The organism is Halostella salina (genome assembly GCF_003675855.1).
GTDB classification, from domain to species: Archaea; Halobacteriota; Halobacteria; order Halobacteriales; family Natronoarchaeaceae; genus Halostella; species Halostella salina.
This window is the reverse complement of sequence record NZ_RCIH01000013.1, coordinates 55,914-77,416: the sequence shown is the minus strand read 5'-3', so window position 1 is coordinate 77,416 and position 21,503 is coordinate 55,914. Positions and strand designations below refer to the sequence as shown.

General features: G+C 69.2%; 25 protein-coding genes, 2 tRNA genes and 1 rRNA gene. 15 read left to right on the top strand and 13 right to left on the bottom strand.

Annotated features, from left to right (window positions below):
- Both rrf and D8896_RS18950 read left to right on the top strand, forming a co-directional pair.
- A 5S ribosomal RNA gene (gene rrf, locus D8896_RS18955) occupies positions 1-97 on the top strand; the annotation flags it as partial.
- Between the two features lie 206 nt (positions 98-303).
- A tRNA-Cys gene (locus D8896_RS18950) sits at positions 304-379 on the top strand.
- A 202-nt stretch (positions 380-581) separates the two neighbouring features.
- On the opposite strand, the gene D8896_RS18945 is transcribed toward D8896_RS18950, so the two are convergent.
- Complete coding sequence (locus D8896_RS18945) at positions 582-2,723, bottom strand: beta strand repeat-containing protein (RefSeq protein ID WP_121823673.1); 2,142 nt, start codon at positions 2,721-2,723, stop codon at positions 582-584.
- A 215-nt stretch (positions 2,724-2,938) separates the two neighbouring features.
- Between D8896_RS18945 and D8896_RS18940 the strand changes: the two genes are divergently transcribed.
- Positions 2,939-3,769 carry a hypothetical protein gene (locus D8896_RS18940; RefSeq protein ID WP_121823672.1) on the top strand — a complete coding sequence of 277 codons (831 nt, stop codon included), beginning with the start codon at positions 2,939-2,941 and terminating at the stop codon, positions 3,767-3,769.
- Between the two features lie 406 nt (positions 3,770-4,175).
- On the opposite strand, the gene D8896_RS18935 is transcribed toward D8896_RS18940, so the two are convergent.
- Positions 4,176-4,249, bottom strand: a tRNA-Lys gene (locus D8896_RS18935).
- A 93-nt stretch (positions 4,250-4,342) separates the two neighbouring features.
- Here D8896_RS18935 and D8896_RS18930 point away from each other — a divergent pair.
- Positions 4,343-5,599, top strand: coding sequence for a M20/M25/M40 family metallo-hydrolase (locus D8896_RS18930; RefSeq protein ID WP_121823671.1), 1,257 nt, complete (start codon positions 4,343-4,345; stop codon positions 5,597-5,599).
- Between the two features lie 9 nt (positions 5,600-5,608).
- Here D8896_RS18930 and D8896_RS18925 read toward each other — a convergent pair whose 3' ends face one another.
- Together D8896_RS18925 and D8896_RS20060 are read right to left on the bottom strand one after the other, a co-directional pair.
- Positions 5,609-6,289, bottom strand: a complete 681-nt coding sequence (locus D8896_RS18925) for a DUF7119 family protein (protein ID WP_121823670.1) — start codon at positions 6,287-6,289, stop codon at positions 5,609-5,611.
- Positions 6,290-6,341: 52 nt separating this feature from the next.
- Positions 6,342-6,476: a hypothetical protein gene (locus tag D8896_RS20060; RefSeq protein ID WP_259372661.1), complete on the bottom strand. Its 135-nt coding sequence runs from the start codon at positions 6,474-6,476 to the stop codon at positions 6,342-6,344.
- 303 nt (positions 6,477-6,779) lie between these two features.
- Here D8896_RS20060 and D8896_RS18920 point away from each other — a divergent pair, with 303 nt between their 5' ends.
- The 4 genes from D8896_RS18920 to D8896_RS18905 all read left to right on the top strand — a co-directional run bounded on the left by D8896_RS18920 (position 6,780) and on the right by D8896_RS18905 (position 10,673).
- A complete protein-coding gene (locus D8896_RS18920) occupies positions 6,780-7,094 on the top strand; it encodes a hypothetical protein (protein WP_121823669.1) in 315 nt (104 codons plus the stop codon).
- Between the two features lie 151 nt (positions 7,095-7,245).
- The gene (locus tag D8896_RS18915; RefSeq protein WP_121823668.1) at positions 7,246-9,072 is read left to right on the top strand and encodes a nitrite/sulfite reductase; all 1,827 of its coding nucleotides are present in this window, start codon (positions 7,246-7,248) and stop codon (positions 9,070-9,072) included.
- Between the two features lie 78 nt (positions 9,073-9,150).
- A complete protein-coding gene (locus D8896_RS18910) occupies positions 9,151-9,432 on the top strand; it encodes a DUF6360 family protein (protein ID WP_205596892.1) in 282 nt (93 codons plus the stop codon).
- Positions 9,433-9,440: 8 nt separating this feature from the next.
- Positions 9,441-10,673, top strand: a complete 1,233-nt coding sequence (locus D8896_RS18905) for an MBL fold metallo-hydrolase (protein ID WP_121823667.1) — start codon at positions 9,441-9,443, stop codon at positions 10,671-10,673.
- Between the two features lie 19 nt (positions 10,674-10,692).
- Here D8896_RS18905 and D8896_RS18900 read toward each other — a convergent pair whose 3' ends face one another.
- On the bottom strand, positions 10,693-11,907 hold the full coding sequence (locus D8896_RS18900; protein WP_121823666.1) for an MFS transporter: 1,215 nt from the start codon (positions 11,905-11,907) through the stop codon (positions 10,693-10,695).
- Between the two features lie 182 nt (positions 11,908-12,089).
- Between D8896_RS18900 and D8896_RS18895 the strand changes: the two genes are divergently transcribed.
- Together D8896_RS18895 and D8896_RS18890 are read left to right on the top strand one after the other, a co-directional pair.
- The gene (locus D8896_RS18895) at positions 12,090-12,656 is read left to right on the top strand and encodes a hypothetical protein (RefSeq protein ID WP_121823665.1); all 567 of its coding nucleotides are present in this window, start codon (positions 12,090-12,092) and stop codon (positions 12,654-12,656) included.
- A 41-nt stretch (positions 12,657-12,697) separates the two neighbouring features.
- On the top strand, positions 12,698-13,720 hold the full coding sequence (locus D8896_RS18890) for a DUF7544 domain-containing protein (RefSeq protein WP_121823664.1): 1,023 nt from the start codon (positions 12,698-12,700) through the stop codon (positions 13,718-13,720).
- On the opposite strand, the gene D8896_RS18885 is transcribed toward D8896_RS18890, so the two are convergent.
- Positions 13,721-14,011, bottom strand: a complete 291-nt coding sequence (locus D8896_RS18885) for a hypothetical protein (RefSeq protein ID WP_121823663.1) — start codon at positions 14,009-14,011, stop codon at positions 13,721-13,723.
- Between the two features lie 86 nt (positions 14,012-14,097).
- Between D8896_RS18885 and D8896_RS18880 the strand changes: the two genes are divergently transcribed.
- The 3 genes from D8896_RS18880 to D8896_RS18870 are packed head-to-tail and all read left to right on the top strand — an operon-like array spanning position 14,098 to position 15,448.
- Complete coding sequence (locus tag D8896_RS18880; RefSeq protein ID WP_121823662.1) at positions 14,098-14,484, top strand: 30S ribosomal protein S6e; 387 nt, start codon at positions 14,098-14,100, stop codon at positions 14,482-14,484.
- 36 nt (positions 14,485-14,520) lie between these two features.
- The gene (locus D8896_RS18875; RefSeq protein WP_121823661.1) at positions 14,521-14,967 is read left to right on the top strand and encodes a DUF7112 family protein; all 447 of its coding nucleotides are present in this window, start codon (positions 14,521-14,523) and stop codon (positions 14,965-14,967) included.
- A gap of 49 nt (positions 14,968-15,016) precedes the next feature.
- On the top strand, positions 15,017-15,448 hold the full coding sequence (locus D8896_RS18870; protein ID WP_121823660.1) for a DUF5807 family protein: 432 nt from the start codon (positions 15,017-15,019) through the stop codon (positions 15,446-15,448).
- Positions 15,449-15,895: 447 nt separating this feature from the next.
- Here D8896_RS18870 and D8896_RS18865 read toward each other — a convergent pair whose 3' ends face one another.
- From D8896_RS18865 to D8896_RS18845, 5 genes are all read right to left on the bottom strand, one after another.
- Positions 15,896-16,084, bottom strand: coding sequence for a hypothetical protein (locus D8896_RS18865; RefSeq protein ID WP_205596891.1), 189 nt, complete (start codon positions 16,082-16,084; stop codon positions 15,896-15,898).
- Positions 16,085-16,147: 63 nt separating this feature from the next.
- Positions 16,148-16,978 (bottom strand): BtpA/SgcQ family protein, encoded by an 831-nt coding sequence (locus D8896_RS18860; protein WP_121823659.1) that lies wholly within the window; start codon positions 16,976-16,978, stop codon positions 16,148-16,150.
- Positions 16,975-18,207, bottom strand: a complete 1,233-nt coding sequence (locus D8896_RS18855; protein WP_121823658.1) for a DHH family phosphoesterase — start codon at positions 18,205-18,207, stop codon at positions 16,975-16,977. Before D8896_RS18855 ends, D8896_RS18860 begins: the two co-directional genes overlap by 4 nt.
- Positions 18,208-18,297: 90 nt before the next feature.
- The gene (locus D8896_RS18850) at positions 18,298-18,723 is read right to left on the bottom strand and encodes a universal stress protein (RefSeq protein ID WP_121823657.1); all 426 of its coding nucleotides are present in this window, start codon (positions 18,721-18,723) and stop codon (positions 18,298-18,300) included.
- Between the two features lie 39 nt (positions 18,724-18,762).
- Positions 18,763-19,209 (bottom strand): universal stress protein, encoded by a 447-nt coding sequence (locus D8896_RS18845; RefSeq protein WP_121823656.1) that lies wholly within the window; start codon positions 19,207-19,209, stop codon positions 18,763-18,765.
- An 84-nt stretch (positions 19,210-19,293) separates the two neighbouring features.
- Between D8896_RS18845 and D8896_RS18840 the strand changes: the two genes are divergently transcribed.
- Complete coding sequence (locus D8896_RS18840) at positions 19,294-19,770, top strand: universal stress protein (RefSeq protein ID WP_121823655.1); 477 nt, start codon at positions 19,294-19,296, stop codon at positions 19,768-19,770.
- Here D8896_RS18840 and D8896_RS18835 read toward each other — a convergent pair.
- A complete protein-coding gene (locus D8896_RS18835; RefSeq protein ID WP_121823654.1) occupies positions 19,762-20,298 on the bottom strand; it encodes a GNAT family N-acetyltransferase in 537 nt (178 codons plus the stop codon). The genes D8896_RS18840 and D8896_RS18835 overlap by 9 nt on opposite strands.
- Positions 20,295-20,663 (bottom strand): universal stress protein, encoded by a 369-nt coding sequence (locus D8896_RS18830; RefSeq protein WP_121823653.1) that lies wholly within the window; start codon positions 20,661-20,663, stop codon positions 20,295-20,297. Before D8896_RS18830 ends, D8896_RS18835 begins: the two co-directional genes overlap by 4 nt.
- Before the next feature lie 81 nt (positions 20,664-20,744).
- Here D8896_RS18830 and D8896_RS18825 point away from each other — a divergent pair, with 81 nt between their 5' ends.
- On the top strand, positions 20,745-21,479 hold the full coding sequence (locus D8896_RS18825; protein ID WP_240452099.1) for a DUF5806 family protein: 735 nt from the start codon (positions 20,745-20,747) through the stop codon (positions 21,477-21,479).
- The last annotated feature ends 24 nt before the right edge of the window (positions 21,480-21,503 follow it).

The following is a 21,503-nucleotide window of genomic DNA, read 5'->3' as shown; positions in this document are numbered from 1 at the left end:
CACCCGTACCCATCCCGAACACGGACGTTAAGCCCGCCAGCGTTCCGGCAAGTACTGGAGTGCGCGAGCCTCTGGGACCACCGGATCGCCGCCTGCCCACTCATACTCATACTCATACTTTCAGCCCGCGGAGCACCGCGCTCCGTGGGCTTTCTTCATATTCAGCGTAAAGTCTCCGGGCTCTCCAACTCGTCACGGTGGCGTCTCCGCCGGGCCCGCACGTTTGCCAGTGCCGACAGTAGGTCACCGATCACGCGTCGGAAGCGCTAGGCTTAAACGCGGGACGCAAGTAGTACGAACTGCGCCAAGGTGGCAGAGTCCGGCCGAACGCAGCGGCCTGCAGAGCCGCCCACCGCCGGTTCAAATCCGGCCCTTGGCTTTCCTGAATACATCCGGAGCGATGGCTCCGAACCAGCCCACTCACGGCAGCGTCGCCGGAATTCCCCATCGACGCGGTCGTGAATGCCGACATCCGCACCGTCGCGACCGCATGGTGATTCACCGGTGAGAATCCGGTCAGATCGGTCCTCACCGGTGAATCACTACAACGGGCGGCATCAACGCGGAGACGGCAGACGGTATCAACAGGTGCTCTCCCGTTCGGCGTCGACCTCGCCGTTGATGACGACGTCACAGCCCACGTACACCGTGCCGTCGGTCGAGATCTCCCCGTTTATTGTCGCCCCGTCTTGCAGGTAAATGTCTCCGCCGGCACTGAGTTCACCGTTCACGCTGCCGGCGTCGATCGTCACCTGCCCACCGACCTCAGCCGCCCCGACGGTCGATCCGTTGCCGATGGAGAGGTCCCCGCCCGTATCGACCTCGCCGTCGAAGGTGACGTTCTTGCCGGCGGTGAGATCGCCTCCAGTGGTGACTTCGCTGTCGAACGTAGCGTTGTCGCCGGTAGTGAGGTTGCCGTCGGAGGTGACTGAACTGCTGAAGGTGGCGTTGTCGCCAGTGGCGAGATCCTCCACGGAACTGACTTCGCCCTCGAAGGTGGTGTTATCTCCAGTGGTGAGGTCCCCTCCGGAGCTGACCCCACTGTCGAAGGTGGTGTTCTCGCCCACCGAGATGTCATCACCGGAACTGACCTCGCCGTCGAAGGTGGCGTTCTCGCCCGCGGTGAGATTGTCACCAGTACTGACTTCGCCCTCGAAGGTGGTGTTATCTCCAGTAGCAAGGTCCCCTCCGGAGCTGACCCCACTGTCGAAGGTGGTGTTCTCGCCGGCGGTGAGGTCGTCCTCGGAATCGACTTCACCGTCGAAGGTGGCGTTCTCGCCCGTCGAGATCTCGTCGTCGGAGCTGACTTCCCCCTCGAAGGTAGTGTTGTCTCCAGTGGTGAGGTCCCCTCCGGAGCTGACCCCACTGTCGAAGGTGGTGTTCTCACCCGCGGTGAGATTGTCGCCAGTACTGACTTCGCCATCGAAGGTGGTGTTTTCACCGGCGGTGAGATTGTCTCCGGTGCTGACCTCGTCGTCGAAGGTGGTGTTCTCGCCGGCATCGAGGTCGTCACCGGAGTCGACCTCACCGTCGAAGGTCGTATTCTCGCCCGTCGAGATTTCGTCGTCGGAGCTGACTTCGCCGTTGAAGGTCGTGTTGTCGCCAGCGGAGAGGTCGTCACCGGAGTCGACTTCGCCATCGAAGGTCGTATTCTCGCCCGCCGAGATATCGCCGTCTGAGTCGACCTCGCCGTCGAAGGTGGTGTTCTCACCCGCCGAGATGTTGCCGTCTGAGCTGACCTCGCCGTCGACGGTGGCGTTGTCGCCCGCGGTGAGGTTGCCCCCGGAATCGATCTCACCCGCGGTGCCGTTTTCGGGGACGACGGCATCGCCACCCGTGTCGACGCTCCCGCCGTCGTCGGCGACGGCGAACACCGAGAACGTGTCCTGTCCTGTCCGGTCCGCGCTGTCGGCGTACTCGACCGTCCCGCCGTCGGCCGACTGGACCTCGAAGTTACTGACCTCGATCTCGACCGTGCCCTTGACATTCCCCTGAGCCTCGTAGGTGATCTCGTCAGTGTTCGAATCGTACGCCACACTCCCCTTGCCGTTGACGAGCGTCACGTCTCCAGGGTTCATCGTCGTGTAGTCAATGCCGCCGTTTGCCTGCGGGTCGGTCAGGTCGACCGTCGCGTCGCCGTTCGAGCCGAGGCCGTCGCCGTCGAACGTGAACGTTTGTGTCAACGTGTCCGCGTTCTCGTCCACGTCGCTGGCGGTGAACGACGCGGGACCGGACCCACCGCCTCCGTTGCCGGGGTTTCCACCGCCGCCACCGCCACCCGTACAGCTGTAGGTGATCGTCCTGGTGTACTCGTGATTCCGGATTTCGAACCCGTCGCCCTCCGCGACCGAAACGATCGTCACCGTCGCGGTACCGTCCCCGCCGCCCTCACACGTCAACTCCAGCCCGGTCGTCTCGCCGGCGGCGAGGCTCCCGGCGAACCCGTTACTGACGCTCAGTGTGGAGCCGTCAATCGTCACGTCCGTCTGGAGGTCCGTGAACTCCTTCCCCGCGTTGTTCGTGATCTCGACGACGACGGCAGGGTTCTGCTGGTCCGGCGTGTCGCCGGTCGTCTGCACCCCGAGCAGGGCGTTGGCGTCGTCCGCGACGCTCACCGAACTGGTGCGGTCGGCCGTTATCATCTCGAACCCGGCCGTCGGGGCGGCGAGCATGATAAGTCCCGTCAGGACCAGGGCGGTTGCGATCGCGTTCGGTCGACGCATCGACGTATTCGTTCGTCAATATCCCTCTGCACAGTTAAATTCCTGTCATTCTTTTTTGGAGCTCGGGGCGAGTTCGCCCCGCAGCGAGGTGCTGTCGGTGCCCTACCCGCGACCACGCCGGATCGTGCCGAACGTGTTCGGCCTCCGGTCACGCACGGGCGAACCCCTTCATGCGAAAAGTAATCGTTTTACGGAGTGCGTACATCGGTCGACACATGCAACGACGAGCAGCGGCGGTGTATATCGCGTTCTTCCTCGTGCTCGCTGCCGGGTCGTACGCGTTCATCGCGACGGCGCAGGGGCCGTCGATCACGGTCGAGAACCCCGAATACGAACTGGAAAACAGTTCTCCGGTCGACACGGGTGACCGGGCGTACACCGTGACGGGCGTCACCGCTCCGTCCGGCGAGGAACCCGGCGAAGCGACGCTTTCCTGGACCAACCAGTCCGCGGTCTTCTCGGACACCATCGAGACGAACGCGACGATAACGTACAACGGCACCGAGTACATCACGTTCGTCGCCAACGTCTCGGACCCGACCGAGGCGACGTTCCGGACGACACCGGCCAACGGCTCGGGCGCGTCGCTGACCTACGAGAACGAGACCGGCCAGTACCTCGTGGTCCGCGAGTACGACAACGGCACTCGCGAGCTGACGCCGTACGTGCGGGACGACGCGTTCACCAACCTGACGATCACCGAGGGTCAGACCCTCCAGTATCAGGGCAACTCCACGACCGTTACCAACGTCACGCAGTCGGGCCTCCTGCTCGAGTGGGACGGTGTCCGGGTCGAGTCCGTCAGCCTCACGGAGGGTGAGCCGTTCATCCTGAACTCCTCGCAGACGGAGGGGACGGAGTACGTCGCACACTTCACCAGCAACGATACGTTCGTACTGACCACCGACATCGAGGGATACGAGTCCCAGGCCGCCCAGCAGCAGCGCTTCGACGAGCGGATCAACGGCCTCTGGGGGATCGTCATCATGAGCGGACTCGCGGGCGTCCTGCTCACCGGCCTCGCGTACCTCCCGCGCAAGGAGTAGGCAGTCCCGTTTTCCACGTTTTCGGTCCGTGACCTCCCGGTATCGGTTCTCGGTGTTTTCAGAAGCTTCGGATACCCGACCGTCCGGACAACCGCTCCCGGTGGGACTTCGGAAGGGGCCGACTGGTCGCGCGTCGTCGCGACGCAAGCACGAAAGCGACCGGAGGGAGCGACGCGCGCAGCGAGTGAGGGCGCGCGATCGGGAGGGGGCTTCCGGGGGTCACCGAGACGTTGCGATACTCCCCGCGTCCCGAATTCGCTGCACACCTGCGGGCCGGGAGGGGGGTGAACCGAGTGGAGACAGTCCGGGTCGCTCACTCCGTTCGCTTCCTGGGCTGTGACTCCCCGGGTTCAACTCCCTCCTGCCGGTTCGTTCACCGATTCGCGAGGCTCATCGGTTCACTGTACGGGCCGGGAGGGAGTTGAACCCCCGACCATCTGGTTAAAAGCCAGACGCTCTGCCTAACTGAGCTACCGGCCCGCGGTCGACAGTTTTCACCGGGACGGCTAAAGGGTTATCGTTCGATCGCTCGCAGGCGGATCGCTTTTGCCCCACCCCGCCGCGTGTCGGCGTATGGACGAGTTCGCCGACGACGGGACCGCGGACGTGCGCGCGTTTCTCGACGAACTGCTGGCGTTCGACACGACCGGCGGCGACGAGGCCCCGGCGCAGGCGTGGCTCCGCGAGCGGTTCGAGTCCTTCGGCTTCGACACGTACGAGTGGACCGCCGACGCCGAGGAACTGGCCGGTCATCCCTCCTTCCCGGACGACCCGGCCGCGATCGAGACGGCGGACCGGCCGTCGGTCGCCGGCGTCGTCGAACTCGGCGACCCGGAGGCCGGGCCGACGCTGGTGTTGAACGGGCACGTCGACGTGGTACCGGCGACCCGGTCGGCGTGGGGGACAGACCCGTTCGACCCCGAGTGGGACGGCGACTGCGTGACCGCGCGCGGTGCGGCGGACATGAAGGGCGGGCTGACCGCCTGCGTGTTCGCGGCGCGGCGGCTCGCCGGCCGGGACGACGTGGACGGGCGGGTCGTCGTCGAGAGCGTTGCCGGCGAGGAGGAAGGCGGGATCGGCGCGGCCGCGGCGGCGCTGTCGAACCCGTACCCCTTCGAGCGCGACGCCGCGATCATCGCCGAGCCGACCGAACTCGGCGTCGTCGCGGCCGTCGAGGGGAGCGTGATGAAGCGACTCCGACTCCGAGGTCGGGCGGCCCACGCCGCGACGCGGTGGAACGGCGAGTCGGTGTTGCCCCACTTCGAGCGGATCCGGCGTGCGTTCGCGGACCTGGAGGCCGAGCGCGACGAGCGCGTCACGCACCCCCTGTACGAGGACTACCCCGTGAAGTGGCCCGTCACCGTCGGGACGGTCGAGGCGGGCAACTGGGCGTCGTCGGTGCCCGACGAACTCGTCGCGGAGGTCCGGATCGGCGTCGCGCCGGGCGAGACCGTCGCCGAGGTGGAGGCCGAATTTCAGGACCGACTCGACTCGGTCGTCGCAGACAGCGACTGGCTCCGCGAGCATCCGCCGACGTTCGAGCGGTTCTCTATCCAGTTCGAACCGGCCGAGGTCGCCCTCGACGAGCCGGTCGTGACGGCGGTGCGGTCGGCGGCGACCGACGCCGGGCTGGACGCGACGCCGTGGGGCGGCACGTTCGGCGCGGACAGCCGCCACTATCAGGCGGCCGGGATCCCGACGGTGCTGTTCGGGCCGGGGAGCATCGACCAGGCGCATTTCCCCGACGAGTTCGTCGACGTGACCGAAGTCACGCGGGCGGCGTCGGTCCTCGCCGACGCGGCGGAGCGGTTCTGCCGCGACGGCGCGTAAGGGCGGGCGTCAGAGGTACTGGTCGAGCGCCTCGGCGACGAGTTCGTCCGGGTCGGCGTTCCGCAGTGCGGCCTCGCGACGGAGGCGCTGATACGTGTCCGGGGGAAGCGTCGTCGTCAGTTCGCCGACGGCGACGCCGTGGTCGGCGAGCGCCTCCTCGACCGGCGTCCCGCCGTTAACCGCGCTGGCGACGCTGCGCACCTCGCGGACGGTGAGGCCGCCGTCGAGCACGGCGAAGGCGACCAGAAAGCGCGCGTTGCCGGCGACGCGGGCGACGTGTTTCGCCGCGGTGGGGGCGATGTCGCCCATGGCGACGTGCCGCCGGATCGACTCCGGGAGGTCGTGGACCCGCGCCCACTTGCGGATGAACGCGACGGTCGCCTCCCCGCCGGCGCGCTCCGCGGCGGCCTTGTACGACCCCTCGCCCCGGACGAGGGCGGCACAGGCAGCCGCCCCGCGGAGCATGTACACGTTGTCCTCGCCGCCGACGGTGTTCTCGGCGAACGCCCGCACCGTCTCGGCGGCGTCCGCGAGGCTGTCGGGGTCGTCCGGGTCGAACTGGACGGCGTCACGGGCGTGGCGGCCAGTGACTGCGGCGTCCCCGCGAACGACCGGCTGGCCGACCGGCGACTCACGGTCGGCCGGCAGCGGCTCCCCGTCGCTCCCGTCGTCCGACCGGTCAGGCGTCATCGGAGCCATCTACGGAAGGCACGGTCAAAAACCCACGCCGTCACTGCGACGTCTATTCCTCACGCTGCTCGGAGAGGTGTTCCCAGATCTCCGTGCAGCCCGCTCCCTCCTCGACGTCGGCGAGGTGGTCGTCGACGGCTTCCTCGGCCTCGTCGTCCACATCTTCGTCGGTGCAGGTGGCGGTCATCGCTCTCCCTCCGGCTCGTACAGTTCGGGTGCGACATCCGCGGACGTGTGCTGGCGCGACCCGTCGCGCGAGCGAGCGTCGTCAGTCATCACCGTGACGTTGCGGCGCTCACCCCTTAAGCCGCCCTTCGTCAACAAGCCCTACCCTGACTCCCGACTACCGGATACACTGTCCGGTATCCCGGTTGGCCGATGCGCCGACAATCGACCGAAAGCGCCGTGGCCGATGCGAAACTTGCGTCATCAGGCGGTAAGCCTTGCGACTGTCGACGGGCTAAGACGTGCCGGCGGGCAAGGGCGGGCGATGACGGTGCCCGTCCGCACGCTCGACGACGGGGCGTGGATCAGCGTGAACAACGCCCGCGCGGTCAGCAACAGCGCGGTCTGGCCGGTCGCGGGGGTCGAGTTCTGCGACTGCGAGGTGGCGCATCTGCTGCCCGAGTCGTTCTACGACGTATCCGTCGACCGTGACACGGTCGCCGTCGGGACGATCGTCCAGTGCATCGACTGCGGCGGCCACGGCACGATAGACGCCCTCCCCGTCGGCCGGGTCGTGAACGGCGAGTTCCGCGAGTTCGACACGGGAGCCATCCGGTCGCCCGCCGCGGGCGACCAGTGACTGCCGGCGGGAACTGACTGCGGACGCTCGGGGTACGGACTCCGGGCTGTCACGTGTTCCCACGTCAGGCAAGCCTCTCCGGTATGTCCGAGACGAGGGGAGTACTGACGCTAGGGGCGGTGGTTTACGGGGGGATCACTATGGGACGCACATGGCTAGCGACGTCGAGGAATGGAAAGACGAGGTGTACGGCACGGACATCCGTGCCCACATGGAGCGGTTCGCGGAGGAAGGGTGGGAGGCGATCCCCGAGGACGAGCACGACGCCTGGTTCGAGCGGTTCAAGTGGTACGGCCTGTACCACCAGCGGGCCGGGCAGGAGAGCTACTTCATGATGCGGATCGGGACGCCCAACGGCGTGCTCGAACCGGGCCAGCTGCGAACCATCGGCGAGGTGGCCAAGGAGTACTCGCAGGGGCCCGTCGAGAACCCCGTGTTCGGCAACGGGTGGGCCGACTTCACCACGCGCCAGTCGATCCAGCTCCACTGGATCCGGATCGAGGACATGCCCGAGATCTGGGACACGCTGAACGAGAACGGGCTGGAGACGATCCAGGCCTGCGGCGACTCCTGGCGCAACATCGTCGGCTGTCCCGTCGCCGGCAAGGACAAACACGAGCACGTCGACGCCCTCGACACGATCCACGAGCTCCACGACACGTTCAAGGGCAACGACGACCACTCGAACCTCCCGCGCAAGTGGAAGGTGTCGGTCACCGGCTGCGAGGAGGGCTGTGGCCAGGGCGACATCAACGACCTCGCGTTCGAGCCGGCCGAGAAGGAGATCGACGGCGAAACCGTGACGGGCTACAACGTTCGGGTCGGCGGCGGCCTCGCCCGGAACGAGCCCCGCTTCGCCCGGAACGTCGACGTGTTCGTGCGGCAGGAGCGCGCTTCCGATGTCGCGGGCGGCCTGTCGGCGCTGTTCCGCGACCACGGCGACCGCGAGAACCGCTACAACGCACGCATCAAGTTCCTCGTCGACGAGTGGGGGCCCGAGAAGGTCCGCGAGACGCTGCAGGAGGACTACGTCGACTTCGAACTGGAGACGGCCGGCGAGGACCTGCGCGAGCACTACTCGTACAACGCCGGGACGAAAGACGGCCACGCCGACCACGTCGGCGTCCACGAGCAGCAGGACGGCAACTACTACGTCGGCCTGAACGTGCTCGTCGGCCGGATGGGGGCCGACGAGGTCATCGAACTCGCGGACCTCGCGGACGAGTACGGCAGCGGCGAGGCACGGCTCACCCAGCGCCAGAACGTCATCCTCACCGACGTACCCGAGTCGGAACTGGACGACCTGCTCGCCGAGCCGCTGCTGGAGGACTACAGCCCCGACCCCAGCCCGCTGATGCGCGGTTCGATCGCCTGCACGGGGACGGAGTTCTGCTCGCTGTCGATCATCGAGACGAAGAACCGCCAGGTGCGCTACGCGCGCTGGCTGAAGGAGAACGTCGACCTGCCCGACGACGTCGACGACTTCCACATCCACCTCTCGGGCTGTACGGCCTCCTGCGCCCAGCCCCAGATCGCCGACGTGAGCCTGCGCGGCATGAAGACGCGCAAGGACGGCGAGCCGGTCGAGGCGATGGATATCGGTCTCGGCGGCGGCCTCGGCGAGAACCCGAACTTCGCCGACTGGGTCACCGAGCGCGTTCCGGCCGACGAGGTGCCCGGCGCGATCCGGAACCTGGTCGACAACTACGCCGACGCCCGCGAGGAGCGCGTTGTTCCGGAGGAACAACGAGAAGGAGACGGCGAAGCCGTCGAGTACGAGACGTTCCGCGAGTTCGTCGTCGACCGCGACGAGGAGGAACTCGCGGACCTCGTCGAGCCCGAGGAGACGGATTACGACGACCCGTACATGCACAACACGAAGCGGACGTGGTACCCCTACGCCGAGGACGACGACATGGACGCGAGCCCCGCGCCCACGTCCGTCGTCGACGACGGAGCCGCGCCCGCCGACGACTGACGGAGCGCGCTTTTCGACGCCTTTCCTTCCCCGACCTGCTCCGCGGCGGCTAAGTGGCTCTGCCCCCTTCGGTCGTCCATGGCAGACCGACTGATGAAGGTCAACGCGTACACGACCTTCGACCTGATCGACGCGACCATCACCGGCCACGACTTCGAGACGGAGACGCTGGCCGTCCTCAACGCGACCTCGCCCCGGAAGCACCCCGACCGCGTGCAACTGCAGTTCGAGGCCGACAACATGCAGGAGGAGCACCTCCCCGCCCACATGGCGGAGGTGTCGTTCTCGCCCGACGAGGCCCGCGAACTCGCGGCCGACCTGGAGAAACACGCCGACAAGGTCGAGGCCGCGGAGGAGTAGCCCGGCCGATGGACCTCCGGTTTCTCGGCGGTGCCCGCGAGGTCGGGCGGAGCGCCGTGCTCGTGAACGACCGCCTCCTGCTCGACTTCGGCATGCTGGCCGACGACCCACCGCGGTTTCCCGTCGAGACGCCGGAGCCGGACGCCGTCGTCGTCTCGCACGGCCATCTGGACCACGTCGGGGCGCTCCCGGCGCTGCTCTCGGGCGACGCCCGCCCGACGGTCCACTGGACGCCGCCGACCCGGGAACTCGCGCTGACGCTGGCGCGGGACACGTTGAAGTTACACGGCGGGACGCTCGCGTGCCCGTTCACCGAGACGGACGTGAAGCGTCTCACGCAGGTGTCCGAGACCCACGGCTACCGCGAGTCGTTCGAAGCCGCGGGCCACGATGTGACGCTGTTCGACGCCGGCCATATCCCGGGGAGCGCCCACGTCCTCGTGGACGACGGCGACACGCGGCTGCTGTACACCGGCGACTTCCACACCCACGATCAGCGACTGGTGTCGGGAACGACTGCGCGCCCCGACGCGGATGTGGTCGTCTGCGAGAGCACGTACAGCGACGTGGAACACGAGGCCCGCGCGACCGTCGAGGACCGCTTCGTCGAGAGCGTTGAGACGACGCTCTGGGAGGGCGGCACCGTGGTCGTTCCGGCCTTTGCGATCGGTCGGACACAGGAGATGCTGCTCGTCTGCGCGGCCAACGACATCCCCTGTTACGTCGACGGCATGGGGAAAGACGTGACGCGGATGCTGCTCCGTCACTCCGGGTTCGTCCGCGACGCCGATGCCCTACAACGGGCGAAGTCCCACGCCCGCTTCGTCACCGGTCGCGACGGACAGCGAACGCGGATCACCGACCAGCAGGCGGCAATAGTCACCACCAGCGGGATGCTCTCCGGCGGCCCCGCGATGACGTACATCCCCGCGATCCGGGCGAACCCGACGAACACGATCACGATGACGGGGTATCAGGTCGAGGGGACGCCGGGGCGGGACCTGCTGGAGACGGGCAGCGCCGAGATAGACGGCCGCCGGATGCCGGTGAGCGCGGGGGTCGAACGGTACGACTTCTCGGCCCACGCCGACCGCGATGGACTGCTCGAATTTCTCGACGCCTACCGGGACGTGACGGTGCTCGTGAACCACGGCGACCGCTGTGGGGCGTTCGCCGACGAACTCCGCGGCGACGGCTACGACGCGAGCGCGCCGAGGATCGGGGAGTCGCACGTCGTCTGAGGTGTTCGCCCGGCCGCGTTCACCCGGAGTCGGCGGCCGTCGCTGGCGGCGAACTCGCCGTCGCGGTTCCGCTCCGGACCGGCGAGGTGGCAAGCCAGAGTACGGCCGCCAACCCGGCGACGGTCAGGCCGGCCCACGGGAGGACGCCGACCGCCCCCGTCGTTCCGGCCGCGGCTCCGCCGAGCAGCTTGGCCGCGCCGCTCGCGAGCGACAGCGCCATCGACGCGCCGGACAGGACCGTCGCGCGCCCCACGTCGCCGAGCCGGTCGTTCAGGTACTGGTTGCGCAGGGGACGGATGACGGTCTGGGTGGTGCGGTAGAGCACGAGTACCGGAACCAGCGCTAGCGGCGTCACGGCGACAGCTGCGTACGCGAGCGCGAACACGGGCGCGAGCAGGCCGAACGTCCGGCGGACCCCGACCGTCGCCTCCAGCCAGCCGGTCGCGGACGCGGCGACCGCCGAGACGGCCTTGAACCCCGCGTACAGGAGGCCGATCCCGACCACCGGGACGCCGACGGCGTCCAGCGCGGGCTGTTCGAACGTCCGGGTCACGCCGAACAGCCCGGCGAACAGCGCGGCGTAGGCGACGAACCAGCGGACTTCGGGGCGGGCGGCCTGTATCCGGAGCATTTCGACCGCTTCCCGGACGGTGAACGCCTCGGCGTCCTCGGCCTCGCACTCGATGCAGGGGAAGGTTGCGAGCACGAGGACGCCGGCGAGCGCCAGCGCGGCGTTCACCAGGAACGGCAGGCCGGCGTCGACGGTGTACAGCGCGCCGCCGACGACTGCGCCCGTGCCGGAGGTCACGAGCAGCACGGTGCTGCCGCGGCCGTCGATACGGGCGTACTCGGACTCGTCGAACCGCGTCGACAGCAGTTCGTACAGGAGGGCGCTCTGGGTGCCTGACCGGAACGCCCAGCCGACCGCCCAGAGGGCCTTCACCGCGAGGATGCCGACGGCCGACCCGGCGAGGACGTACGCGACCATCGCGGTCGCCCGGAGCGCGTTGCCCAGCGCGAGCGTCTCCCTTCGGCCGAGGCGGTCGCCGAGGTAGCCCGACGGGATCTCCGCGGCCAGCATCCCGAACGAGAACACCGCCTGTGCGAGGCCGATGAACGCCAGGCTGTACCCCTGGTCCTTCAGGTAGAGGATGCTGACGGGCAGGTAGAACCCGGCGGCGCTGCTCGCCCGGTAGGCGTAGTACTTCCAGATCAGCAGCCGGGACTCCGTCATCGATCGGTAGTTCGGCCGCCGGGATAATGTTCGTTCCCGGAAACGTCTTTTTGTAACTTAACGAATACTAGGCCGGCAAACGGACGGACGGCACCGCCATCAATCCGATGTAATCGCGGTAAAATCGTGTTGACGGTGTCGGGCGTCTATGTTCCCGGCCGCCCTCGCCTCGGGGTGCAACGATGCATACCGACACGTCGTCGATCACGCCGACACGCGAGACGGTTCGTTCGGTGACCAAACTACTGCTCGGGGCCGCGTCGGTCACGTTCGTGCTGTACCTCGTCACGCTCCTGCCGGGCGTCGACAGATTGGTCCCACGCACGCCCGTCACGTTCGCGGCGGTCGTCAGCGCCGTCGCCACCGTCGTCGTGGCCGGGCTGTTGCTGTACGCCGCGCCGAAGGCCGCGCTGCTCGTCCGGATGGTGCTCTCCGGCTCCCGGGAGGTAATCGGCAACGTCGCGTCGGCCGCGTACTGGCTTCTCGTCCTTGCGGCGGTGCTCGTCGCCCACCGCGGGCTGGCCGGCGTCGTCACGCCCTTTGTCGATGCCCGGTTCTACGACGCGGTGTTCCTGCTTGCGGCGCTCCCCGCCGTGATAGCGGTCGCGGCGCGGCTGTACGACAGCCTGGACCCGGGGGCCGAGGCGCTGGCCGACCGCGTCGCCGGGCAGGGCGATGGGGTGTCCCCCGACTCTGCCGACGAGACCGGCGCGAACGGGGCGGACGAGCGGACCGACGACGCGAACTAACCCCCAGCTAGAGGTACCTCCGGATTGTACGACCGCTGACGATGCCCCTCCACGCGATCGAAGCCGTCGACGACGCGGTCGAGGCGACCCGGGCGTTCCTGTGGCCGATAGCGCCCCGGAAGTGGGCGAAACTCGCGCTCGTCGTCCTGTTTGCCGCCGGTCCCGGAACGAACCTCTCGACCGTCCAGTTCAACGCGCCGACCGGGGGCGGGACGGTCCCCGACGACGCCGTGACCGGGCCGGACGGGGCGATAGACCCCTTGGCGGTCGACGAGTCGGTCTGGCTCGTCGTCGGCGGGGTCGTGGCTGCCGCGCTCCTGCTTGGCCTCCTGTTCCTGTTTGTCGGGTCGGTCATGGAGTTCGTCCTCGTCGAGTCGCTCCGCCGGGAGTCGGTGTCAGTCCGGGCGTACTGGGGCCGACGCTGGCGACAGGGCGTTCGGCTGTTCGCCTTCCGCCTGTTGCTCGCGCTGTTCGTGCTGGGCGGGGCCGCAGTGGCGGTCGCGGCCGTCGCGTTCCCGGCCGTCCTGGGCGGCGTTCCTGAACTCTCCCTCGTGGCGGTCCTGTTGCTGGTCCCGGTTGCCGTTCTGCTCGCGGTCCTCCTCGGGCTGGTCCACGGGTTCACGACGGCGTTCGTGGTCCCGGTGATGGTACTCGAAGACTGCGGCGTCCTCGCCGCGTGGCGGCGGCTCTGGGCGGCGATCGCGGCGAACCCGGTGCAGTTCCTCGCGTACGCCGTGGTCGGGTTCCTCCTCTCGGCCGCGGGCGGGGTCGTCGTCGGTGTCGCCGTCGGCGTCGCTGCGGCCGCGCTGTTGATCCCCTTTGGGGTCCTCGGCCTGTTCGCGTTCCTCCTGCTGATGGCCGCTGGTCCGGTCGGGATCGCGGCGTTCGTCGTACTCGGGCTGCTGTTCGTGGTTGCGGTGCTGGCCGCCGTCGCGCTCGCGCAGGTCCCCGTGATAACGTACCTGCGCTACTACGCGCTGCTCGTGCTCGGCGACATCGACGACGAACTGGACCTGATCCCCGAGCGCCGCGCGGCGGTTCGGGACGGCGACGCAGTCGAGTGATCAAGCGTTCGGGGCGTCCTCCTCGTCCCACCGGGTCACGACGAACCGCTCGTAGCCGCCGAACGCGGCCTCCAGCGCGCCCATCCACCAGTTCCAGCGCTCCGCGGGTGACCCCTCGCGGCAGTCGGCGAGGTTCTCCACGACGAGTTCGGGCGTCAGTTCGTCCCCGCGGTCGTCAGCGAACTGGCCGGAGTCGACGAGGTCGGTGGCGGCGCGGGCGACGGCGCGACGCTCCGCTGGCGTGCCGCCGAACGCCTGGCGCAACTGGAGCATCAGCACCTCCCGGTCCATACCCCGGGGTTCGTGCTCGGGGGGCTTGACTCTCCCGCCGCAACCGTTTCGATGTCCTTTTGGGCGGGGACCGACTCGTTGCACGCATGGCAAGCTTCAAAGTCGTCGTCTCGGACCCCGAAACGGGCGAGACGTACCAGCGCGAGGCGGACGACCAGGACGCGACCCGATTCCTCGGCCGGTCGCTCGGCGAGGAGGTCGACGGCGGTGCCGTCGGCCTCGACGGCTACACGCTCGAACTCACCGGCGGCTCCGACGACGCCGGCCGCCCCCTCCGCGCCGACGTCGACGGCCCGGACCTGCAGGAGATCCTCTCCGACGGCGGCACCGGCTTCAACCCGACCCGCGAGGGCGAGCGCAAGCGTGTCACCGTCCGCGGCAGCGAGATCAGCGACGCCGTCGCCCAGATCAACGCGAAGATCGTCGGCCGCGGCGACGAGTCGGTCGAGGACCTCCTCGCCGACGAGGAGTAACGCGACACGCGTTCTACACGGCTTCTCTCAGTTCTCATGACGGACCGCCTCCCCAGCGACCACGACGCCGTCACCACCGTCCGGGCGACCCTCGGGACCGTCGGGTCGACCAGCAGGCCCCGGATCGAGATCCCGGCGGACGCAGCCCACGAGTTCCCTGCCGACGATGTCGTCCGGCTGGTCGTCGACGGGACCGAGCGCCACGCCCGGATCGAGACGGCACTGGGCGACGATCGGCGCGTGATCCCCGGCGCGTACGACGCGCCCCGGCTCGCACGCGACCCCGGCGACGCGCCGAACCGACTGCTCGCGTGGGTCGACGCGACCGACGCCGTCTCGGTCGGCGGCTCCGTCCTCGTCGACGTCGTCGAGGACGGGTTCAAGTACGGCGTTCGCGCCCCCGGCGAGCGCGTCGTGTACGAGGCGACCGAGTCGCCCGACGAGGGTCTCGCCTCGATCGCCGAGCAGCTGGAGGACGGCTGACCCGAACCCGTAGCGGACCCTTTTTCCCGGTCGCCCGGCAACCGCGGGTATGACCGATTCGAAGCGCGAGGCGTTCCTCGCCGGCGAGCGCCCGGAGGACGTTGCCTTCTACCTCGCCGAGGACGCCGTCGACGACCTCGGCAAACTGGAGGGGTACGGCGAACGAGTGGCCGACGGCATCGTGATCGTGGTCGACGGCGACGACGGCCGGAACGCCTTCCAGGCCGCGACCGGGCTGGACCCGATGGGCTTCGCCAAGGAGGCGATGGGCGCGGAGAGCACCATCGACGCCGACCTCGAAGGCGGCGACTGCCCCGAGGGCGACGGCGCGGCCCACGAGGCGCGGTTCGTGTTCGCCTTCGCCGAGGAACAGAACGAGGAGGTCGGCGGCATCTACGCCGATGGCGACGTGATCCACGCCTACGCGCAGTGTGACTGCGGCGAGGCGTACTCCCAGAAGTGGGTCGTCGGCGAGCGCTGACGCCGCGCGTCGCGGGCCGGGAAGTTTTGGCCCGTCGCGTCCTCCGTCGAGTATGAGCGAGTACGAACGAGTCGCGGTCGACGACTGGGCCGCCGTCGAGGCCCACCTCCGGCGGTTCGCGGGCGGCGGCGAGGTGACTGCGGGCGACGAGCATATCGCGGTCACGGTCGGCGGCGCGCGGTTCTCCGTCACCCGCGACGGTCGCGTCGAGGCGGGGATGCCGCTCCACGAGTACGCCGACGACGGCGTCGACGCGCTGTACGTCGAGCACGAGCGCGGCCGGATCCGGATCGAGGGCGGGGATGCCGCTCCACGAGTACGCCGACGACGGCGTCGACGCGCTGTACGTCGAGCACGAGCGCGGCCGGATCCGGATCGAGGGCGGGGATCGCTCCTACGAGTTCCGGCGGCCGTAACCGGACACACCGAGCCGAAGGGTCGCGGCGGTCACCACGGGACGGCATCGCGAGCTAGCGGCAGCAGCGCCCAGCCCATCGCCACCCACCACGCGAGGACTGCGAATCCGGCGACGACCGCCAACAGCGTGGGGAGGATCGACTGGAGCAGTACAGCCAGAATGACGAGCAGGAGGACGATGATCACGTTCAGACGACGGATCACTCGTTCGTCAGCCATTGTTTCTATCCGCAAAACGAGATAATATACCCGTTTCGGTCGCGGATGTCGGTGGCGGGACGCCTACCGCGCTTCGTCGACGGCCGTGACGAGTCGCTCGACCCGTGCAACGTCGACCGGGTTCGTCGTCTCCCCGCCCTCCTTCAGCGCCGTGCCGACGATGGCCCCGTCGGCGACGGCGAACAGGTCCGCCGCGTTCGCCGCCGAGACGCCGCTCCCGACGACGACGGGGGCGTCCAGCCCCGCCTCGTCCCGTGCGTCCGCAACCGCCGCGACGCGCTCCGCCGGGACGGCGTGGCCGGTGCCAGCGCCGCTGACCACCACGCCGTCCGCGAGGCCGCGCTCGACGGGTTCGGCGACGCGCTCGGGGTCGACCCCGTCGTCGGCCGCCGCGTCGCGGCGCGCCAGCGGGGCGGAGTGTTTCACGTCGAGGTCGGCCAGTATCGCCGCGTCGCAGTCGAGTCGCTCGCGCAGGCGGACCGTCTCGTGGGCCCGCCCCTCGACGACGCCCTGGTCGGTCACACGCGCGCCGACGTGGACGTTCACGCGGACGAACGCGGCGTCGACCGCGGCGGCGACCGACAGCGCGGCCGCGGCGTCGTTCCGGAGGACGTTCACGCCGAGCGGCAGGTCGACGGCGTCCGCGACCGCACCGGCGACGCGGGTCATCGACGCGACGACGTGTTCGGGCACGTCGTCGGGGTAGAACGGCGCGTCGCCGAAGTTCTCCAGCATGAGGGCGTCGACGCCGCCCTCGGCCAGTCGGCGGGCGTCGCGCAGCGCGGCCTCGCGGACTGCGCCGAGGTCGCCGTCGCTTTTCGGCGCGCCGGGCAGCGGCGGGAGGTGGACCATGCCGACGACCGGCTTGTCGGCGTCGGTGGCGTCGAAGGTCATTCCTCGGCGTCCTCTTCTGTCGGCTCGGGTATCTCCTCACTCTCTCCATTTTCGGGCACCAGCGTCCGGAACGCGTCGAGGATGACCTGCTTGGTCACCGCGCCGCGGGTGGTCCAGTGGTTCGCGTAGTCCAGCATGTCGTCGTAGATGTCGGGCTTGCAGCCCGCCGCCTTCGGGTGGCCGCCGCCGTTGACCTGCCGGGCGACCTCGTGGCAGCGCTCGAACGCGTCCGTGCCGCGGATCGAGGCCGACCCGGCCGGCTTGACGACCACCGAGGCGTCCGCGCCCTGCTCGCGCAGCGCCTCCGCGACCTCGTTCTGCGAACACCGGCCGTACGTGACGCCGACCGTCCACGGCCCGACCTCGCGCATGTCGGCGCGGGAGACGGCGCGGTCGATGAGCGCCTGCTTCTCGACGCGGCGCTCCTCGACGAACGCCAGCGTCTCCTCGGGCAGGTCCGGCCCGTGGCGCATCACCACGTCGACGTACTCCCCGGGGTCGCTCCAGTACGAGAAGTCCGCCAGGTCGTCGCTCCGGGGGTCCTCGCGGATCCAGAGGTCGTGGTCCCGGGTGACGGCGGCCAGTTCGGCGAAGCGCTCGGGGAACTCGTGGTCGAGCGAGCGCAGCGCCACGTCGGCGGTGCACTCCTCGTCGCTGTCGCCGACCACCAGTTCGACGCCGGCGGCCCGCACCTGCTCGGCCACCGCGTCGTCCCACTGGTGGTGGTCGAACCAGCGAACCGAATCGGCCGTCTCGACCGCGGCTTCGAGCTCCGACTCGACGTACTCGTAGCGGTCGGGACAGAGGTCACAGACGAAGAGGTCGATCCCCGCGGCCCCGTACTCGGCGACGTACTCGATGCCCTCCTCCAGGTCGTGGGGGCCCGCCGGGATCAGCGCCACGTCCCGGGAGACGCGGCCAGGGGCTTCCTCGGCGACGTCGACGGGTGTATCGGGGTCCGTCTCGTCCTCTTCACCGGCAGCCTCGTCGCCCACCGCCGGTTCCGCGGGCGGTTCGTCGCCGTACAGTTCCCGCAGGAGCGCCACGCAGGCCAGCCCGTCTGCGTCGGGGTCCGCGACGACGGCGACGCTCGCGCCGTCGAGCGCTTCGGCGGCGGCCTCCTCCTCGTGGCTCTCCTCCAGCGAGTCCGGGACGAAAAACCCCTCCCCCGGGATCACTGACTTGCGGCCGAGCGACAGGTCGTCGTCCTCGATGATCGCGTCGTCCATACCGGTACGTCCGGCCGGCGCGGCAAGAACCCGCCGGTTCGCGGGGTCGGGTCCGGTCGCTGGGGAGGCCTGCGCGGAACGGCAACGCGGCTACTCGCCCAGCTGCCGCACCGTCAGCACCGGGACGGGACAGGTGCGAACGACGTGCTCGGCGACGCTGCCGATGAGAAACCGGTTCTCGCCGTGGCGGCCGCGGGTGCCGGTTGCGACCACGTCGACGTCCTCCTCGCGGGCGTACTCGCAGATCTCCGCGGCCGGCCGGCCCTCGCGGACGACCGTCTCGACCTCGCGGTCAGCCCGGTCGCGGACGGCCGCGAGCGCCTCCTCGCCCGTCTCCTCTAACGCGGTCTGTAGCTCCTCGCGGATCGACTCCGGCGAGGAGTCCACGTCGCTCTCGTCGACGACGTACAGCGCGTGGACCGCGGCGTCGAAGCGCCGCGCGAGGTCGAGCGCCACGTCGACGGCCCGTTCGACGCTCTCGGAGCCGTCCGTGGCGATGACGACGGTGTCGATCATACGCGTGAGTTCCGGGGGATGGGGCTTTAAACCATCGTCCTACGCGGTCAGCACCGTCACCGGCCCGTCGAAGTCGAGGGCGACCTGCTGTGCCCGGTCGCCGAACAGCGCCTTCCCGGTCGGCGACCGGGTGCGGCCCTGAACGAACACGTGGTCGGCCCCGTGCTCGTCGGCGGCCGCCAGTATCTCCTCGACCTCGTCGCCGAGGCGGCCGACGGCCTCGAACTCCACGTCGACGTCCGCGAGCACCTCCCGGCCGAGGTCACGGGCGAACTGCCCGGCTCCCTCCTTGGCCTGACTGATGCCGTACTGCGCGTCGTAGTCGGTGATGCTGGCCAGCGCCTCCTCGCGCTCCGCGAACTCCTCCTCGCTGGTGACGTGAAGGAGGACGAGTTCCGCACCGACGCCGTCGGCGATCTCACCCGCCTCGCGCAGCAGTTCCTTTGTCGACTCCTCGCCGTCGACGACTGCAAGCACACGCTCCATGCCCGGCCGTTTTTTCCACCCCACGATAAATCATGTCCTTTCGAAGGGCGAGGGTTTTTGCTCCCCGGTTTCGCAGGGTGATGTATGCACACGGAGCAAGCGTCCGCCGCGGACGGCCCGCTGACCGTCGAGACGGTGCTCGTCCCCGTCGACGGGAGCGAGGCGTCGGTCCGGGCCGCCGAGTACGCCGTCGCGGTGGCGGACCGGTACGACGCCGGCGTCCACGCGCTGTACGTCCTCGGCGAGGAGCTCGTCCGGGCGATAGAGAGCGACACGATAGACGAGGAGACGGCGGCGGCCGAGGCGCAGGCGTTCATCGAGGACATCGCCGACGACGCGGACGAACACGGCGTTCCGGTGGCGAACTCGACGGCGTACGGCTTCTCGACCAGCAGCAAGATGACCCACCCCGGCAGCGTCGTGCTGGACACGGCCGAGGACCTCGACGCCGACTTCATCGTCGTCCCGCGCGAACAGCTCACGGGCGAACCCGGCGAGGTGCTGTCGAAGGCGGCCGAATACGTCCTGCTGTACGCCAGCCAGCCCGTGCTGTCAGTGTAGCCGCAGGGACATCTCCAGCTCGAAGCTCTCGGCGTTGCACGTCTCGAACCCCATCTTCTCGTAGAGGTTGACCGCGGCGGTGTTCCACCGCTCGACGGACAGCCACACGCGCTCGACCCCTTCCTCCTTGCCGTACCCCAGCAGCGCCTCGATGAGCCGGCTCCCGATGCCCGCCTCCTGGTACGCCTGCAGGACGAAGATGGCGAGTTCGTACGTCGTCTCCCCCTCGCCGACGTCCGGCACCAGCGTCGCGTGGCCGGCGACCCGGTCGTCGTGCCAGGCGACGACGTTCAGCCCATCGTCGACGAGCGTGTCCAGCCACGACCGGATCCGCGTCTCGCCGGTCGGTGGGATCCCCTGCGCCCGGTCCTTCGGGTCGAAGTCGGAATACATCTCGACGACGGCGTCGAGCTCGTCCGGGTCGAACGCGCGGACGACGATCCCGCGACCCTCGCGGTCCTCGAACGACACCGGCGGCTCGGGGAAGTCGCCGACCGGCTCGTCCGGGTAGATGCGGTCGTCGCTCATCGTACCAGCGTCACCGAGATGCGGGCGTTCAGGAGGACGAACTCCGTGATCGACCCCAGCTGGATCTTTCCCATCGGGCTCCGCTGCCCGCCGCCGATGACGAGCCGGTCGTACGCCTCGTCCTCCGCGATCCGGACCAGCTCGCTCCCCGGATCGCCGGCGACGCGGCGGATCGTCGCGTCGACGCCGGCGTCGTCGACCGCCCGTTCGACTTCCGCCTCCATCTCGTCGGGCGAGCGGTCGTAGTCGCCGCCCTCCAGTACGGCGACGGTCAGGTCGTCGCCGGCTTCCGCCGCTCGCTCGACGGCCTCGCGGAGCGTCTCGTCCATCTCGTCGCTTCCCGCGAGTCCGAGCAGCACTCTCATGCGCTCGTGTTCCGCGCCCCGTGTCAAAACAGTTCCCCCGGCGTGGCAACCCTTTTGCCCGCCGGTTGGAAAGGGGGAGATATGACCGACGACGCGCCGCCGACTGCCGACGACGAGCGGACGCCCCCTGTCGAGAACCGCGACGGAGAGGACGACACGGAGGCCGCGCCGACGGACGGCGGTACGCCCGCCGCCCCGGCCGACGACGACGCGGACGCCGCGACCGGCGAGGGGACGGACGGCGAATCCGGGGGAGACGGGACCGAGTCGGCCGACCCCCAGCCCGGCGTTCCGGAGGACGTGCGGAAGTACGACCGGTTCCGGAAGATGGACGGGGCGCAGTACGACCGCGCCAACGAGTTCCTGCGGGACCGCACGTACATCACCGCCCGCGAGTGGGCGATCGCGCGGCTCTGTGCCGACTTCCGCACGGAGACCGGCGTCGAGATGACGAAGATCGGCGAGAACCTGCCCGACCTGGTCCCCTTCATGACCGACACGTACACGCCGCAGGCGGTCAACCAGGCCCGCGCCTCCTTCGAGGAGAAGGTCCGGAAGGCCGGCGCTACCTTCCTCTACGGCGCGATGTGTGACTTCTTCACCGCTGAGGAGCTGGACGAACTGATGTACGAGACGACGGAGGTAGCGAAGTTCCTGCTGGAGGTCGAAGGCGTCGACCTCTCCGTCGAGGAGGAACTGGAGGCGGAGGACCGCATCTCGGCCGTGATGCGCGAGGTTCGGGCGTCGAGCGAACAGCTCCGCCACGAGGGGACGGAGTGCCCGAACTGCGGGCACGAGATCGCCGGCGACGACTGATCGGTCGACTGCCGGAACTGCCTC

What these genes read in the sequence shown, in the direction of transcription:
- D8896_RS18920 (WP_121823669.1), top strand. Translation starts at nt 6,780, where the DNA reads ATGACGGTGCCCGTCCGCACGCTCGACGACGGGGCGTGGATCAGCGTG.
- D8896_RS18825 (WP_240452099.1), top strand. Translation starts at nt 20,745, where the DNA reads ATGACCGACGACGCGCCGCCGACTGCCGACGACGAGCGGACGCCCCCT.
- D8896_RS18865 (WP_205596891.1), bottom strand. Translation starts at nt 16,084, where the DNA reads ATGGCTGACGAACGAGTGATCCGTCGTCTGAACGTGATCATCGTCCTC.
- D8896_RS18915 (WP_121823668.1), top strand. Translation starts at nt 7,246, where the DNA reads ATGGCTAGCGACGTCGAGGAATGGAAAGACGAGGTGTACGGCACGGAC.
- D8896_RS18940 (WP_121823672.1), top strand. Translation starts at nt 2,939, where the DNA reads ATGCAACGACGAGCAGCGGCGGTGTATATCGCGTTCTTCCTCGTGCTC.
- D8896_RS18830 (WP_121823653.1), bottom strand. Translation starts at nt 20,663, where the DNA reads ATGAGAGTGCTGCTCGGACTCGCGGGAAGCGACGAGATGGACGAGACG.
- D8896_RS18895 (WP_121823665.1), top strand. Translation starts at nt 12,090, where the DNA reads ATGCATACCGACACGTCGTCGATCACGCCGACACGCGAGACGGTTCGT.
- D8896_RS18860 (WP_121823659.1), bottom strand. Translation starts at nt 16,978, where the DNA reads ATGACCTTCGACGCCACCGACGCCGACAAGCCGGTCGTCGGCATGGTC.
- D8896_RS18850 (WP_121823657.1), bottom strand. Translation starts at nt 18,723, where the DNA reads ATGATCGACACCGTCGTCATCGCCACGGACGGCTCCGAGAGCGTCGAA.
- D8896_RS18845 (WP_121823656.1), bottom strand. Translation starts at nt 19,209, where the DNA reads ATGGAGCGTGTGCTTGCAGTCGTCGACGGCGAGGAGTCGACAAAGGAA.
- D8896_RS18925 (WP_121823670.1), bottom strand. Translation starts at nt 6,289, where the DNA reads ATGACGCCTGACCGGTCGGACGACGGGAGCGACGGGGAGCCGCTGCCG.
- D8896_RS18880 (WP_121823662.1), top strand. Translation starts at nt 14,098, where the DNA reads ATGGCAAGCTTCAAAGTCGTCGTCTCGGACCCCGAAACGGGCGAGACG.
- D8896_RS18885 (WP_121823663.1), bottom strand. Translation starts at nt 14,011, where the DNA reads ATGGACCGGGAGGTGCTGATGCTCCAGTTGCGCCAGGCGTTCGGCGGC.
- D8896_RS18905 (WP_121823667.1), top strand. Translation starts at nt 9,441, where the DNA reads ATGGACCTCCGGTTTCTCGGCGGTGCCCGCGAGGTCGGGCGGAGCGCC.
- D8896_RS18890 (WP_121823664.1), top strand. Translation starts at nt 12,698, where the DNA reads ATGCCCCTCCACGCGATCGAAGCCGTCGACGACGCGGTCGAGGCGACC.
- D8896_RS20060 (WP_259372661.1), bottom strand. Translation starts at nt 6,476, where the DNA reads ATGACCGCCACCTGCACCGACGAAGATGTGGACGACGAGGCCGAGGAA.
- D8896_RS18840 (WP_121823655.1), top strand. Translation starts at nt 19,294, where the DNA reads ATGCACACGGAGCAAGCGTCCGCCGCGGACGGCCCGCTGACCGTCGAG.
- D8896_RS18910 (WP_205596892.1), top strand. Translation starts at nt 9,151, where the DNA reads ATGGCAGACCGACTGATGAAGGTCAACGCGTACACGACCTTCGACCTG.
- D8896_RS18900 (WP_121823666.1), bottom strand. Translation starts at nt 11,907, where the DNA reads ATGACGGAGTCCCGGCTGCTGATCTGGAAGTACTACGCCTACCGGGCG.
- D8896_RS18930 (WP_121823671.1), top strand. Translation starts at nt 4,343, where the DNA reads ATGGACGAGTTCGCCGACGACGGGACCGCGGACGTGCGCGCGTTTCTC.
- D8896_RS18835 (WP_121823654.1), bottom strand. Translation starts at nt 20,298, where the DNA reads ATGAGCGACGACCGCATCTACCCGGACGAGCCGGTCGGCGACTTCCCC.
- D8896_RS18875 (WP_121823661.1), top strand. Translation starts at nt 14,521, where the DNA reads ATGACGGACCGCCTCCCCAGCGACCACGACGCCGTCACCACCGTCCGG.
- D8896_RS18870 (WP_121823660.1), top strand. Translation starts at nt 15,017, where the DNA reads ATGACCGATTCGAAGCGCGAGGCGTTCCTCGCCGGCGAGCGCCCGGAG.
- D8896_RS18855 (WP_121823658.1), bottom strand. Translation starts at nt 18,207, where the DNA reads ATGGACGACGCGATCATCGAGGACGACGACCTGTCGCTCGGCCGCAAG.
- D8896_RS18945 (WP_121823673.1), bottom strand. Translation starts at nt 2,723, where the DNA reads ATGCGTCGACCGAACGCGATCGCAACCGCCCTGGTCCTGACGGGACTT.